Source organism: Janthinobacterium sp. HH102 (assembly GCF_001758625.2).
Taxonomy (GTDB): Bacteria; Pseudomonadota; Gammaproteobacteria; order Burkholderiales; family Burkholderiaceae_D; genus Janthinobacterium.
In genome coordinates, this window is sequence record NZ_CP062062.1 from 517,541 (window position 1) to 532,058 (window position 14,518).

Genomic DNA, 14,518 nt, shown 5'->3' on the forward strand with positions numbered 1-14,518 from the left:
GCGAACGACATGCAAGCAGCACAAAAAATATCAATACAATATCTGGAGATTCATGATGCGCAACGCCACCGGCCCGCTCGCGGCCACTTTCCCTCGTCCATTCATGTTGAAGGCAGCCGTCGCGGCATTGGCCGGTATCGGCTTGCTGAGCACGGTTTCGGTCTGGGCGCAGGATGCGGTGGCGGCCGATGCCAGTGCCGAGCCTGCCGCGGAAGTGGCTGTCGTGACCGTCAGCGGCGTGCGGCGCTCGGCGCAAAACTCGCAGCAGATCAAGATGCGCTCGGACCAGGTCATCGATTCCATCGTCGCCGACGACATCGGCAAATTTCCTGACAATAACGTGGCCGAGACCCTGGCGCGCATTTCCGGCATCCAGATCCGCCGCGATTCGGGCGAGGCGAGCGCCGTCATGATCCGTGGCTTGCGCGATGTCACGACCTTGCTCAACGGCCGCGAACTGTTCACCACGACGGGCCGCTACGTCAACCTGGCCGACATTCCTGCCACCATGCTGCAGCGCGTCGACGTGTACAAGTCGCAAGGCGCGGACCAGGTCGAAGGCGGCGTGGCCGGCATCATCGACGTGCGCACGAATCGCCCGTTCGACTTCAAGGATTTCACGGCCAGCGTCAACACGCGCGCCGTCTACAGCGACAAATCGAAAGCCACGGACCCGAACATCAGCGGCATGGTGGCGAACCGCTGGAAGACGGGCATCGGCGAAGTGGGTGCGCTGCTGGGTCTGTCGCAGCAGCAGCATCGTTACCATGAGGAACGCGCGTTCAGTACCGCGCCCGTGGATAAGAGTTTCCTGTCGCCGGGCTTGACGGGGCCGGACCAGGTGGGTTTGTTGCCGATCAAGGGCGACCGCCGCCGCACGACCGCCAATGCCGTGCTGCAATGGCGTCCGAACGCCGACGTCGAACTGTATGCCGAAGGCATGGCCACGCGCTTCCTTCTCGACGCCGAGTCCGACTACTTTGTCGGCTTGCCGTGGTGGGGCACGCCCGTGTCGGCGACCAAGATTCCTGGCAGCAACCAGCTGCAAACCCTGACCTCGACCAACGTCAACACCATCATGTCGACGCAGGCGAACAAGAACCAGACGAAGACGCATCAGTTTGCCGTGGGCGGCTTGTGGGATATCAACCCGGAATGGCGTTTCACGTCGGAAGTGGCCAGCACCAAAAGCACTTATGCCTGGCGCAATCCGATTCTCGACGCCATCACCGTCGTGCCGAACGCCACCGTCAATACCAACCAGAACGGCACCCTGCACGTCGACTACACGGGCATCGATCTGCAAGACCCGTCGAACTACTATCTGAAGGGCTTTTTCGACCGCTACGGCAAGGACCAGGGCAGCTCGAACGATGTGCGCGCCGACCTGGCGTACACGCCGAGCGCCGGCGGCATCTTCAAGGAAATCAGCGTCGGCGTGCGCGGCGTCAAGCGCGAAGCCGAATCGATCAAGAGTTTCGAGGGCAATGCGGAAGCACCGGACGTGTCCGGCGCCGCGTTTCCGTTCAGCCGCCAGAGCGTGACCTCGATTCCGGGCCTCAATTGCCTGTCGGAACCGATGTCCGGCGGCGGCCCCGATTATGGCTTGAAGCAATGGTACACGCCGTGCGCCAGCTTCCTGCTCAATAACACGGGTACGATCCGCCAGGCCGTCACGGGCAGCAGCGCGGCGCGCGCCATGGACCCGGGCTCATTCTTCAAGGATACGGAAAAGACGTATTCGATCTATACCAAGGCGAAGGTCGCCTTCAAGCTGGGTGCCTACCCCGTCGATGGCACCGTGGGCGTGCGCGTCGTGCGCACGGAGCAAAGCCTGCAAGGCAACAGTTCGCAGGATGGCGTCTACACGCCCGTCATCAGCGACACGGCCAGCACCGACGTGCTGCCGAGCGTGGCCCTGAAAATCAAGCTGCGCTCCGACTTGGTCGGCCGCTTCGCTGCCGGCCGCACCATCAGCCGCCCCGGCTTTGCACAGCTGAACCCGGGCGTGGCCCTCGTCAACTCGACGGAAACGGTGAAGGCGACGGGGGCGGGCGGCAATCCGAACTTGAAACCGGTGACGGGCGACAATGTCGATGCGGCCTTGGAATGGTATTTCGCGCCGGCCGGTTCCGTCACGGCCACCGTGTTCCACCACAAGTTCGACGGCTATATCCAGCAACGCATTGCCAGCGAAACCATCGGCGGCAAGGCCTACGACGTGGACCGCCCGTACAACACGGCCGCCGGCAAGCTGCAAGGCCTGGAAATCGGCTACCAGCAGTTTTATGACGGCTTGCCCAGTATCCTGAGCGGCCTGGGCTTGCAAGCGAACGGCACCTACATGAGCGGCACCACCGACGACGAGACGGGCAGCCATGCCATCACGGGCGTGTCGCGCTATGCCTACAACCTGGTGCTGCTGTACGAAAAGGATGCCTGGTCGGGCCGCCTGGCCTACAACTGGCGCTCGAAATTCATCGACAGCTACAACCAGGGCGGCCCCGGCCTGGACTTGAAAGTGGCGGCCACGGCTCAGCTCGACGGTTCGCTGTCATACAAGATCAACGAGCAGTTCACCGTGACCCTCGATGGGAATAACTTGCTCGACACCAAGTTCAAGGATTACTGGAACGAGCCGGGCGTGTATGCGCGCGATACGCGGCGCTATGACCGGACCGTTGGCGTATCACTGCGCTGGAAAATGTAAGTTGATCACATCGTAAAAAATCAAGGGCGTTGCCATGGTTTCGGCCGGCAACGCCCCTGTCAGTTGGGCAGTCACGCACGATTCATCATCAAAAGAATGGACGGAAAGCATGGAGACGCAAAAATTATCCACCGTTGAAAAGGTCGGCTTCGGCGCCGGCGACATGGCGCTCAATGTCGTCATCTCGTCGATGATGCTGATCATCACCTTTTTCTATACCGATATCTATGGCTTGAAAACCACGGATCTTGCCCTGCTGTTCGTGGCCGTGAAAGTCATCGGCGCCATCGCCGACCTGGTCATGGGCCAGATCACCGACCGCTACAGCTTTGCCTCGGGCCGCTACCGCCCGTATCTGCTGTGGCTGGCCGTGCCGTACGGCGTCAGCGTCTTCTTCGTCTTCAGCACGCCCGAGTGGCAGTATGACGCCAAGCTGATCTGGGCATATTCGACGTATATTTTGATGACCATCATGACGGCTGGCGTGGGCATTCCCTACATTTCCCTGATCAGCGGCCTGACCAGCGACCCCCAGGACCGCCTGTCGGCCAACGGCTACCGCCTGTTCTTCGCCAAGATCGGCGCCTTCATGGTGACCATCGTCGTGCCTATCCTGTCGCAGCGCTGGGGCGGCGGCAACCCGGCCGTCGGCTATCAGGCGGCCATGGCCGTGATGGCCGTCATGGGCGTGGCCCTGTTCCTGTTCTGCTATTTCTCCACCACCGAGCGCGTCGTGCACGTGGTGGAAAAGCAATCGTTGCTGGAACAGTTGAAAGTGCTGCTGCAGAACGACCAGTGGCTGGTGCTGTGCGGCGTGTGCGTCACGGGCACCATCGGCTACGTGGTGCGCGGCTCCGTTGCCATCTATTACGCGAAATACTATCTGGGCGGCAGCACGGAAACGGTGGCCGCCTTCCTCACGACGGGCGTGGTGGCCGCCATCCTGGCCATGATCGCCTCGACCTGGATCACCAAGTTCTACTGCAAGGTCAAGCTGTTCCGCTACACGCAGATCGGCGTCGCGCTGATCAGCCTGGCGATCTATTTCTTTGTGAAACCGAGCGACACCGTGCTGGCCTTCGCCCTGTATTTCCTGCTCTCCTTTGTCGTGGATTTGCATGCGCCCGTGTTCTGGTCGGCCATCGCGGAAACCATTGATTACGGTCAAGTCAAGACGGGCAAGCGCGTCTCCGGCTTCGCGTTTGGCGGCATTTCCGTCTGCCAGAAGGCAGGCATGGCGGTGGCGGGCGGCCTGGTGGGCGTGCTGCTCGCGTATTTCGACTACCAGCCCAACCATGAGCAAACGCAATTCGCCCTGAACGGCATCGCCCTGATGCTGTCGATCATCCCCGGCTTCTTCCACCTGTTGATGGGCTTGCTGATGTTCAAGTACCGCATCAGCGATACGTACTACAGCGGCGTGAAGTCGGAAATGCACAAGCGCGGTTTTGTCTCTGCGTAAGAACAATTGAATGGAGTAAGCAACATGGCAGACGTATTGACCCCGCTGATCGAACAGCGCGCCGACCCGCATATCTACCGCCACAGCGACGGCTATTATTACTTCACGGCCTCCGTACCCCAGTACGACCGCATCGAACTGCGCCGCGCCGACAGCATCGCCGGCCTGGCCGACGCGCAAACGATCGACGTGTGGCACAAGCCGGACATGGGACCGTACAGCGAACTGGTGTGGGCACCTGAGCTGCACTTCAACCAGGGCGCCTGGTATGTGTATTTTGCCGCCGCGCCGAGCCGCGAAATCAAACATAAACTGTTCCAGCACCGCATGTATGCGATCCGTAACACGAACGCCAACCCGCTGGAAGGCGAGTGGGAATTCATGGGACAGATCGACACGGGCATCGACACCTTCTGCCTGGACGCCACCACGTTCGAACACGACGGCGTGCTGTACTACCTGTGGGCGCAGAAGGATGTCGCGATCGAGGGCAACTCGAACCTGTACATCGCACCGATGGCCACGCCGTGGCAGTTGGCCGGCCCGCCCGTCATGCTGAGCAAGCCGGAATTCGACTGGGAAATCCGTGGCTTCTGGGTCAACGAGGGACCATCCGTGCTGAAACGCAATGGCAAGATATTCATCAGCTACTCGGCCAGCGCCACCGATGAAAACTATGCGATGGGTCTGCTGTGGGCTGACGAGTCCGCCGACTTGCTCGACCCGTTTTCCTGGACCAAGTCGCCTGATCCCGTGTTTGCCACCTGCTACGAGCACGGCATCTATGGCCCCGGCCACAACAGCTTTACCACGGCCGCCGATGGCGATGGCGTGTTGCTGGTGTACCATGCCCGCACGTACACGGAAATCGTCGGCGACCCGTTGTGGAACCCGGATCGCCACACCTTTGTCAAGCCGCTGCGCTGGGATGCGCAAGGCATGCCCGTGTTTGGCCGCTCATCGACCCTGTAACGTTCCGGACCCGACGCCATGACCCCAGTTGATTCTGTTTCAGTGACGCAGGCGCCGTTCGGCATCCTGCCCGATGGCCAACAAGTGACGGCCTTTACCCTGACGAACCGCCAGGGCATGCAGGTGAAAGTGCTCGACTTTGGCGCCATCATCAGCGAAATCCACGTGCCTGACCGCGACGGCACGTTTGCCGACGTGGTGCTCGGTTTCGATCGCCTCGAACCGTATTTGCACAACAGCGCTTTCCTGGGCGCCGTCATCGGCCGTTACGGCAACCGCATCGCGGCGGGCCGTTTCAGTCTCGACGGCAAGGATTACCAGCTGGCCGTGAATAACCCGCCCAATCATTTGCATGGCGGCAACCAGGGCTTTCACCAGGTCATGTGGCAGGCCGCGCCGTTCGCGAACGATGACGCGGTGGGCATCACGTTCACGCGCAGCAGCCCGGACGGCGAAGATGGCTACCCGGGCAAGCTCGACGTCACCTTGACCTATGCACTGGACAACGACAATGCGCTGAGCCTGCGCTACCACGCCGTCACGGACCAGGCCACGCCCATCAACTTGACTAACCACAGCTATTTCAATCTGGCGGGGCAGGGCACTATCCTCGGCCATGTGCTGTCCGTCAACGCGGACCGCTACCTGCCCGTCGACGCGGGGTCGATTCCCACGGGCGAATTGGCGGACGTGGCCGGCACGCCGTTCGACTTGCGCCAGCCTACCGTCATCGGCGACAGCATCGACCTGCCGCATGAGCAGCTGCGCATCGGCCGCGGCTTTGACCATAACTTTGTGCTGAATCAAAAGCCGGGGCAGTTGCTGAACCTGGCCGCCATGGTGCGCGAGCCGCAATCGGGCCGGGTGATGCAGGTGTACACGCAGGAACCGGGCATTCAGTTTTATTCCGGCAATTTCCTCGACAGCAACCAGTACGGCAAGCTGCGCGCCATCAGCTACCGCAGCGCGCTGTGCCTGGAAACCCAGCATTTCCCGGATGCGCCGAACCAGGCGCATTTCCCGAACACTATCTTGCGCCCGGGCGAGGAATACCGGACGGAAACCGTGTACCGCTTTTCCGCCGAGTAAGCGCCCCAGCCAAAATCGCCCACGCCCTGCCGCCACGTGCCCGCAGGGCGTTTTCATTGGCGCATGCTGATATCGTTTTCGATATCGGAACGCATTAAAAATTGATTGGAAAGGCATGGCAGGATTCTTTAGTATTCCAACATCGCTGCCCGGGCCGACGACATTAGATCCGGCATGGCACAACCAGGAGAATGGCATGTCTGAGACAAAAAAGAAGGTAGCCCTGCGCTCGGCCGAGTGGTTCGGCTCGCAGGACAAGAACGGCTTCATGTACCGCAGCTGGATGAAAAACCAGGGCATACCTGACCACGAATTTCACGGCAAGCCCATCATCGGCATTTGCAATACCTGGTCCGAACTGACGCCCTGCAACGCGCATTTCCGCCAGCTGGCCGAACACGTCAAGCGCGGCATCCTGGAAGCGGGCGGTTTCCCCGTGGAATTCCCCGTCTTCTCGAACGGCGAATCGAATCTGCGCCCGACAGCCATGCTGACGCGCAACCTGGCCTCGATGGACGTGGAAGAATCGATCCGCGGCAACCCGATGGACGCCGTCGTGCTGCTGGTCGGCTGCGACAAGACGACGCCGGCATTGCTGATGGGCGCGGCCAGCGTCGACATTCCCACCATCGTCGTCAGCGGCGGCCCCATGCTGAACGGCAAACTCAATGGCAAGGACATCGGTTCCGGCACGGCCGTGTGGCAGTTGCACGAGCAGATGAAGGCGGGATCGATCACCTTGCACCAGTTCATGTCGGCCGAATCGGGCATGTCGCGCTCGGCCGGTACCTGCAACACCATGGGCACGGCCTCGACGATGGCCAGCATGGCCGAAGCGCTGGGCACGTCCTTGCCGCACAACGCGGCCATCCCAGCCGTCGATTCGCGCCGCTACGTGCTGGCGCACATGTCGGGCATCCGCATCGTTGAAATGGTGCACGAAGACCTGCGCCTGTCGAAAGTGCTGACGCGCGAGGCGTTTGAAAACGCCATCAAGGTCAACGCGGCCATCGGCGGCTCGACCAATGCCGTGATCCACCTGAAAGCCATTGCCGGACGCATCGGCGTGCCTTTGGAACTGGAAGACTGGACGAAAACGGGCCGCGGCACGCCGACCATCGTCGACTTGCTGCCGTCGGGCCGTTTCCTGATGGAAGAGTTTTACTACGCGGGCGGCTTGCCGGCCGTGATACGCCGCCTGGGCGAGGGCGATTTGCTGCCGCACAAGAATGCGCTGACCGTCAACGGCAAGTCGATCTGGGACAACTGCGTCGAAGCGCCGATCTACAACGACGAAGTGGTGCGCACCCTGGACAACCCGTTGCTGGCCGATGGCGGCATCTGCGTGCTGCGCGGCAACCTGGCGCCACGCGGCGCCGTGCTGAAACCATCGGCCGCCTCGCCGCATTTGATGCAGCACCGGGGCAAGGCCGTCGTGTTCGAGGATTTCGAGCACTATAAATCGCGCATCCTCGATCCGGATCTCGACGTCGATGCGAACTCCGTGCTGGTGATGAAAAATTGCGGCCCGAAAGGTTATCCGGGCATGGCGGAAGTGGGCAATATGGGCTTGCCGCCGAAACTGCTGGCGCAAGGCATCACCGACATGGTGCGCATTTCGGATGCGCGCATGAGCGGCACGGCCTACGGCACTGTCGTCTTGCACGTGGCGCCGGAAGCGATGGCCGGCGGCCCGCTGGGCATCGTGCGCGACGGCGACATGATCGCCCTCGACTGCCACAACGGCAGCCTGAACATCGACATCAGCGACGCGGAAATCGCTGAGCGCCTGGCGGCCCGCGAACTGGGCAGCGCGCCCGGCCCGAAGAGCGGCTACCAGCAGCTGTACATCGAACACGTGTTGCAGGCCGACGAAGGCTGCGATTTCGACTTCCTGGTCGGCAATCGCGGTTCCGCCGTGCCGCGCCACTCACATTAAGCGGAGACCATTATGCTGTTGCTGCAATTTACGAATGAACACGGCGGCCGCCTCGTCGGCCTGCTGCAAGACGACGTCATCCGCGTCATCGAAGGCTACAACACGACCTATGCGCTGGCGCAAGACGCCATCCGCAAGAAGGTCAACCTGGCGGAACTCGTGAACGCCAGCGTCGGCAACGCCACGCATGCGTATGCGGACGTGGCCGCCAGCGGCCGCCTGCTGGCGCCGCTCGACCATGCGGACGAGGCGCACTGCTACGTGACGGGCACGGGCCTGACCCATTTGGGCAGCGCCGGCGCGCGCGACGCCATGCACAAGAAGATCGGCGGCGACGCCGAATCCTTGAGCGACTCGATGAAAATGTTTCGCCTGGGCGTGGAAGGCGGCAAGCCCGTCGACGGCACGGCCGGCGCCCAGCCCGAGTGGTTTTACAAGGGCGACGGCTCCATCGTGCGCACCAGCGGCCAGCCGCTGCGCATGCCGGACTTTGCCCTCGATGGCGGCGAAGAGCCTGAAATTGCCGGCCTGTACGTGATCGGCGATGACGGCCAGCCCTACCGGGTCGGCTACGCCATCGGCAATGAATTCTCGGATCACGTGACGGAACGCCAGAATTATCTGTACCTGGCCCACTCGAAGCTGCGCGTCTGCAGCGTGGGCCCGGCCCTGCTGGTGGGCGAATTGCCCGCGCATATCGCCGGCACCTCGCGCGTGCTCGATACGGCCGGCAATGTGCGCTGGGAAAAAGCGTTCGTCAGCGGCGAAGACAATATGTCGCACACGATCGCCAACCTCGAGCACCATCACTTCAAGTATCCGCTGTTCAAGCGCCCTGGCGACGTGCACGTGCACTTCTTCGGCACGGCCACCCTGAGCTTTGCCGATGGCGTGAGCGTGGCGCCGGGCGAAACCTTTGAAATCGAAGCGCCGGCCTTTGGCCCTGCCTTGCGCAACCGCCTCGACGTCTTCCCAACCGAATTTGCGAAAGTGAGCACATTATGAGTTTCAATATCACCGGTGATGCATTGATCGGCGGCGTCGCCGTCAAGGGCAATGGCGGCTCCTTCGAAGCGTGGGACCCGGCCGCGCGCGCACACATCGCGCCCGCCTTCCACATGGTTGACGTAGCGCAAATCGACGAAGCCTGCCGTCTGGCGCAAGCCGCGTTCGACCCGTTCCGCGCCACCAGCGATGCGCAGCGCGCCGACTTCCTCGACACCATCGCCGCGCAAATCGGCGAACTGGGCGATGACTTGATCGTGCGCGCCATGACGGAAAGCGGCTTGCCGCGCGCGCGCCTGGAAGGCGAACGCGGCCGCACCGTCGGTCAATTAAAACTGTTCGCCGGCTTGCTGCGCGAAGGCTCGTGGACCGATGCGCGTATCGACAGCCCGCTGCCGGACCGCGTGCCGCCGCGTCCTGACTTGCGCTTGCGCATGATCGGCCTGGGTCCCGTCGCCGTGTTTGCGGCCAGTAACTTCCCGCTGGCCTTCTCCGTGGCCGGCGGCGATACGGCCTCGGCCCTGGCTGCCGGTTGCCCTGTCGTCCTGAAAGCCCATTCGGCCCATCCGGGCACATCCGAGCTGGTGGCGCGCGCGATTGTGAAAGCGATTGCCATCTGCAAGCTGCCGGCAGGCGTGTTCGCCTTGCTGACGGGCACGGGCAACGGTATCGGCCAGGCGCTGGTCGCCCATCCGGCCATCCAGGCCGTGGGCTTTACGGGTTCGCGTTCGGGCGGTATCGCCCTGATGAAGGTGGCGGCGGAACGTCCGCAGCCGATCCCCGTGTATGCGGAAATGAGCAGCATCAACCCCGTGTTCGTGCTGCCGCAAGCCTTGGCTGCCCGTGGCGCGGCGATCGCCAGCGGTTTTGCCGCCTCGCTGACGATGGGCGTGGGCCAGTTCTGCACCAATCCCGGCCTCGTGCTGGGCCTGGAAGGTCCGGACTTTACGGCGTTTGCCGCCGCCGCCGCCGAAGCGCTGGCGCCGGCCCCTGCCGCCACCATGCTGACGGCTGGCATCGCCAGCAGCTATGCCAAGGGCGTGGCCGCGCTGGCGCAGCACGCGGACGTGACGCCGCTGGTGCAAAACACGGGCGACGAAGGCAAGGGCGCCGCCGCCCTGTTCGTGACCTCGGGCGAGGCCTTCCTGGCCAGGCACGATCTGCGCGACGAAGTGTTCGGTCCCGCCTCCCTGCTGGTGGCGTGCCGCGACATGGAGCAAATGCTGGCGATCACGGAAAGCCTGGAAGGCCAGCTGACGGCCACCTTGCAGATGGATGCGGGCGATCTGGAAGACGCGCGCCGTTTGCTGCCCGTGCTGGAGCGCCGCGTGGGCCGCATCCTGTCCAACGGTTTCCCGACGGGCGTGGAAGTGTCGACGGCCATGGTGCACGGCGGCCCGTTCCCGGCCACGTCGGACGGCCGCAGCACCTCCGTGGGCACGGCGGCCATCAACCGCTTCCTGCGCCCCGTGTCCTACCAGAACCTGCCGCAGGACTTGCTGCCGGAGTCGCTGCGCGATGATAATCCGCTCAGTATCTGGCGCCGCAAGGACGGCGTGTTGGGCAAGGAATAACAACACGGCGAGCCGCATATCGAATGCGGTACGCTGTGGTGCACGTGTACATAAAAATAAACAGGTGGAGACAAGATGAAGCAATTGGCGAAATATGGCAGCTTGCAGGGCAAGCGCGTGTTCATCACGGGCGGCGGCAGCGGCATCGGCGAATCCCTGGTGGCGGAGTTTGCCGCCCAGGGCGCGCTGGTGGCGTTTGTCGACATCGCCGTGGAAGCGAGCGAGGCCCTGTGCCGCCGCCTGGCTGAAGCGGGCATGACGGCGCCCCTGTTCCGCTATTGCGACATCACGGATATTCCATCCTTGCAAGTCGTCATGGCGGAACTGGCGCAGAAGCTGGGCGACTTCGATATTCTCGTCAACAACGCGGCCAACGACCAGCGCCACCAGGCGCAGGACGTCACCCTGGAATACTGGAACGAGCGCATTGCGATCAATCAACGTCCCATGTTCTTCACCTGCCAGGCCGTCTTCGAGGGCATGAAGCGCAAGGGCGGCGGCTCCATCATCAACGTCAGCTCGATTTCCTGGCACATGAAGTCGGGCGGCTACCCTGTGTATGCCACCACCAAGGCGGCCGTCGTGGGCCTCACGCGGGGCCTGGCGCGCGATTACGGCGCTCACAATATCCGCGTCAACACGGTCACGCCCGGCTGGGTCATGACGCAGCGCCAGATCGAGCTGTGGGTCGACGACGCGGCGGAAGTGGAAATCAAGAAAAGCCAGTGCCTGCCCAATAAACTGATGCCGCAGGACATCGCCGCCATGGTGCTGTTCCTTGCGTCGGACGACGGCGCGATGTGCTCCTCCCAGGAATTCATCGTCGATGCCGGCTGGGTCTGACAAAACGTCCAGGGCGTTGTTGCCTTGCCTAGCCGTACTGTCGTACTGTCTTCGGCAAGGCGCCTAGCCCTGGACGTTTTGTCGGCCGCGGGCCTTCCCGCCTTACCCCATTCGTGTATGCCTCCCACTCCGTAGCCGGAGAGGCATCGCCACATCCAATGCCGGCTTGATCCCGGCCCTTGCTTTTCACTAAAAAACAGGAGACAGCATGAAATTCATCCATACCAGCATCGTAGCCCTCAGCCTGGCCATGGCCGTCGGCAGCGCTTTTGCCGCGCCCGTCAGCGTCACCATCGACGTGGCCAGGCCTGGTCCCGTGATCAACAAGAACGTGTATGGCCAGTTCGCCGAACACCTGGGCACCGGCATCTACGAAGGCATGTGGGTGGGGCCGGAGTCCAGCATTCCGAACACCAAGGGCTGGCGCAATGACGTGCTGGGTGCGCTGAAACAGTTGCACGTGCCGCTGGTGCGCTGGCCGGGCGGCTGCTTTGCCGATGAATACCACTGGAAGGATGGCATCGGCGCGCGCGCCCAGCGCCCGACCAAGGTCAACACCAACTGGGGCGGCGTGGAAGAGTCGAACGCCGTCGGCACGCATGAATTCTTCGACCTGGCCGAGTTGCTGGGCGCGCAGACCTATATCAACGGCAACCTCGGTTCCGGCACGCCGCAGGAAATGTCCGAATGGCTCGAATACATGACCTCGGACAGCAAATCGACCCTGGCCGAGTTGCGCCGCAAGAATGGCCGCGCCCAGCCGTACAAGGTCGATTACTTTGGCATCGGCAATGAAGCGTGGGGTTGCGGCGGCAACATGCGCCCGCAGTACTACGCCGACCTGTACAAGCACTATCACACCTTCATGAAGACGCCGGAAAGCGCGCGCCCGAAATTCATCGCCAGCGGCGGCAATGACGACGACACCAGCTGGTCCAGCACCCTGAGCCGCGAGATCAAGCCGAACATGATGGATGCCATCAGTTTCCACTACTACACGGTGCCGACCGGTGTGTGGGAAAAGAAGGGCGCCGCCACGGGCTTTGGCGAAAACGAGTGGATTTCCACCCTGAGCCGCACCCTGCGCATCGATAGCTTGATCAAGAACAATCTCGCCGCCATCGACAAGAACGACCCGTCGAAAAAGACGGGCCTGTACGTCGATGAATGGGGCACCTGGTACGACGTGGAGCCGGGCACCAACACGGGTTTCCTGTTCCAGCAAAACAGCTTGCGCGATGCGCTGGTCGCCGCCTTGAACTTCAATATCTTCCATGCCCACGCGGACAGGGTGCGCATGACGAATATCGCGCAAATGGTCAACGTGCTGCAGGCCATGATCATCACGGACAAGGATAAATATTTCCTTACGCCTACGTATCACGCGTTTGAAATGTACGTGCCGTTCCAGGACGCCACCTCGCTGCCGGTCGCTATTCAAGGCAACGGCAAGTACAGCCTGGGCAAGGTCAGCATTCCTGAAGTGAGCGCCTCGGCCGCGCGCGCCAGGGATGGCAAGGTGTATCTGTCGCTGGTCAACACGAATCCGCACAAGGCCGTCGACGTGAGCGTGGCGCTGGCCGGCAAGCCGGCGGCCAAGGTCACGGGCCGCGTGCTGACCGCAGGCAAGATGGATGCCGTCAACAGCTTTGCGCAGCCGCAAGCCGTGCAGCCGGTGGCGTTCAATGCCCAGGCGCAAGGCGGCAAGCTGACCGTGTCGGTGCCCGCCAAGGCGGTGGTGGTGGTGGCGGTCGAATAAACCTGCCGATTTTGAGGTATCCAGCCGGCCCGCATGACGGGCCGGCTGGCCATGTGGAGAACACGATGCAATTTTCGACAATGATGGCCTTGGCGGCCATGCTTGCGTTCAGCCCCGTCCAGGCGGCCCAGGTCAGCGTGCACGACCCCGTGATGGCCAAGGAAGGCGACACGTATTATTTGTACAGCACGGGTCCCGGCATCACCTTCTACAGCTCGAAGAATATGCGCGACTGGCAGCCGGAAGGGCGCGTCTTCGCGGGCCAGCCGACCTGGGCCAAGACGGCCGCACCGTCGTTTGACGACCATATCTGGGCGCCCGACGTGCAGTTCCATGACGGCAAATATTACCTGTACTACTCGGTGTCCGGCTTCGGCAAGAACACGTCCGGCATCGGCGTAACCGTCAACACCACCCTGAATCCCCGCTCGCCCGATTACCGCTGGGTCGACCAGGGCATGCTGCTGCAATCGGTGCCCGAGCGCGACGAGTGGAACGCCATCGATTCGAACATCGTCACCGATGCCAAGGGCACGCCGTGGATGGCCTTCGGCTCGTTCTGGAACGGCATCAAGCTGGTGAAACTCAACGCGGACTGGAAAACCATTGCGGAACCGCAAGAGTGGCATTCGCTGGCGCGCCGCGCGCCGCTGCCGCCACGGGCAGGCGAATTCAAGCCCGCGCCCGAGGAAATCGAGGCGCCGTTCATCTTCCAGCGCGGCAACGATTACTTCCTCTTCGTCTCCTGGGGTTTGTGCTGCCAGAAGGAAAAAAGCACGTATCACCTGGCCGTGGGCCGTGCCAAGAGCGTGACGGGGCCGTATCTGGACAAGGATGGCCGCGACATGGCGCAGGGCGGCGGCACGGTGGTATTGAAAGGCGACAAGGACTGGCAGGGACTGGGCCACAACAGCGCCTACACGTTTGACGGCAAGGATTACCTGGTGCTGCACGCGTACGAAACGGCGGACAACTATTTGCAGAAGCTCAAGATATTGCCCATGACGTGGGACAAGGAGGGCTGGCCGCAGGTGGACCCGCGCGACTTGAACCGCTACCAGAGCCGCGAATTGCCGGTCGCCAAACGGTAAGCGGAGCAGGGGATGGGCGGCAGGTGATATGCAAATCGGTATCGCAAGCGAAAAAGAATTGATTGGATGGCTAT

General features: G+C 62.4%; 10 protein-coding genes. All 10 read left to right on the plus strand.

Annotated features, from left to right (window positions below; all coding sequences use genetic code 11):
• Positions 1 to 52 precede the first annotated feature (52 nt).
• The 10 genes from JAB4_RS02340 (at position 53) to JAB4_RS02385 (ending at position 14,444) form a co-directional block, all read left to right on the plus strand.
• Positions 53 to 2,710: a TonB-dependent receptor gene (locus JAB4_RS02340; RefSeq protein ID WP_070219024.1), complete on the plus strand. Its 2,658-nt coding sequence runs from the start codon at positions 53 to 55 to the stop codon at positions 2,708 to 2,710.
• A gap of 109 nt (positions 2,711 to 2,819) precedes the next feature.
• The gene (locus JAB4_RS02345; protein WP_070219025.1) at positions 2,820 to 4,172 is read left to right on the plus strand and encodes an MFS transporter; all 1,353 of its coding nucleotides are present in this window, start codon (positions 2,820 to 2,822) and stop codon (positions 4,170 to 4,172) included.
• A gap of 24 nt (positions 4,173 to 4,196) precedes the next feature.
• Positions 4,197 to 5,144, plus strand: coding sequence for a glycoside hydrolase family 43 protein (locus tag JAB4_RS02350; protein ID WP_070219026.1), 948 nt, complete (start codon positions 4,197 to 4,199; stop codon positions 5,142 to 5,144).
• A gap of 18 nt (positions 5,145 to 5,162) precedes the next feature.
• On the plus strand, positions 5,163 to 6,233 hold the full coding sequence (locus JAB4_RS02355) for an aldose epimerase family protein (protein WP_070219027.1): 1,071 nt from the start codon (positions 5,163 to 5,165) through the stop codon (positions 6,231 to 6,233).
• Positions 6,234 to 6,429: 196 nt separating this feature from the next.
• A complete protein-coding gene (locus JAB4_RS02360; protein WP_070219028.1) occupies positions 6,430 to 8,172 on the plus strand; it encodes an IlvD/Edd family dehydratase in 1,743 nt (580 codons plus the stop codon).
• A gap of 12 nt (positions 8,173 to 8,184) precedes the next feature.
• Positions 8,185 to 9,177, plus strand: a complete 993-nt coding sequence (araD1, locus tag JAB4_RS02365) for an AraD1 family protein (protein WP_070219029.1) — start codon at positions 8,185 to 8,187, stop codon at positions 9,175 to 9,177.
• On the plus strand, positions 9,174 to 10,751 hold the full coding sequence (locus JAB4_RS02370) for an aldehyde dehydrogenase (NADP(+)) (RefSeq protein WP_070219030.1): 1,578 nt from the start codon (positions 9,174 to 9,176) through the stop codon (positions 10,749 to 10,751). Before araD1 ends, JAB4_RS02370 begins: the two co-directional genes overlap by 4 nt.
• Positions 10,752 to 10,826: 75 nt before the next feature.
• Positions 10,827 to 11,594 carry an SDR family oxidoreductase gene (locus JAB4_RS02375; RefSeq protein ID WP_070219031.1) on the plus strand — a complete coding sequence of 256 codons (768 nt, stop codon included), beginning with the start codon at positions 10,827 to 10,829 and terminating at the stop codon, positions 11,592 to 11,594.
• Between the two features lie 208 nt (positions 11,595 to 11,802).
• Positions 11,803 to 13,353 carry an alpha-L-arabinofuranosidase C-terminal domain-containing protein gene (locus JAB4_RS02380; protein WP_070219032.1) on the plus strand — a complete coding sequence of 517 codons (1,551 nt, stop codon included), beginning with the start codon at positions 11,803 to 11,805 and terminating at the stop codon, positions 13,351 to 13,353.
• Positions 13,354 to 13,418: 65 nt separating this feature from the next.
• A complete protein-coding gene (locus tag JAB4_RS02385; RefSeq protein ID WP_070219033.1) occupies positions 13,419 to 14,444 on the plus strand; it encodes an arabinan endo-1,5-alpha-L-arabinosidase in 1,026 nt (341 codons plus the stop codon).
• Positions 14,445 to 14,518: the final 74 nt, after the last annotated feature.

What these genes read in the sequence shown, in the direction of transcription:
- JAB4_RS02340 (WP_070219024.1), top strand. Translation starts at nt 53, where the DNA reads ATGATGCGCAACGCCACCGGCCCGCTCGCGGCCACTTTCCCTCGTCCA.
- JAB4_RS02345 (WP_070219025.1), top strand. Translation starts at nt 2,820, where the DNA reads ATGGAGACGCAAAAATTATCCACCGTTGAAAAGGTCGGCTTCGGCGCC.
- JAB4_RS02350 (WP_070219026.1), top strand. Translation starts at nt 4,197, where the DNA reads ATGGCAGACGTATTGACCCCGCTGATCGAACAGCGCGCCGACCCGCAT.
- JAB4_RS02355 (WP_070219027.1), top strand. Translation starts at nt 5,163, where the DNA reads ATGACCCCAGTTGATTCTGTTTCAGTGACGCAGGCGCCGTTCGGCATC.
- JAB4_RS02360 (WP_070219028.1), top strand. Translation starts at nt 6,430, where the DNA reads ATGTCTGAGACAAAAAAGAAGGTAGCCCTGCGCTCGGCCGAGTGGTTC.
- araD1 (WP_070219029.1), top strand. Translation starts at nt 8,185, where the DNA reads ATGCTGTTGCTGCAATTTACGAATGAACACGGCGGCCGCCTCGTCGGC.
- JAB4_RS02370 (WP_070219030.1), top strand. Translation starts at nt 9,174, where the DNA reads ATGAGTTTCAATATCACCGGTGATGCATTGATCGGCGGCGTCGCCGTC.
- JAB4_RS02375 (WP_070219031.1), top strand. Translation starts at nt 10,827, where the DNA reads ATGAAGCAATTGGCGAAATATGGCAGCTTGCAGGGCAAGCGCGTGTTC.
- JAB4_RS02380 (WP_070219032.1), top strand. Translation starts at nt 11,803, where the DNA reads ATGAAATTCATCCATACCAGCATCGTAGCCCTCAGCCTGGCCATGGCC.
- JAB4_RS02385 (WP_070219033.1), top strand. Translation starts at nt 13,419, where the DNA reads ATGCAATTTTCGACAATGATGGCCTTGGCGGCCATGCTTGCGTTCAGC.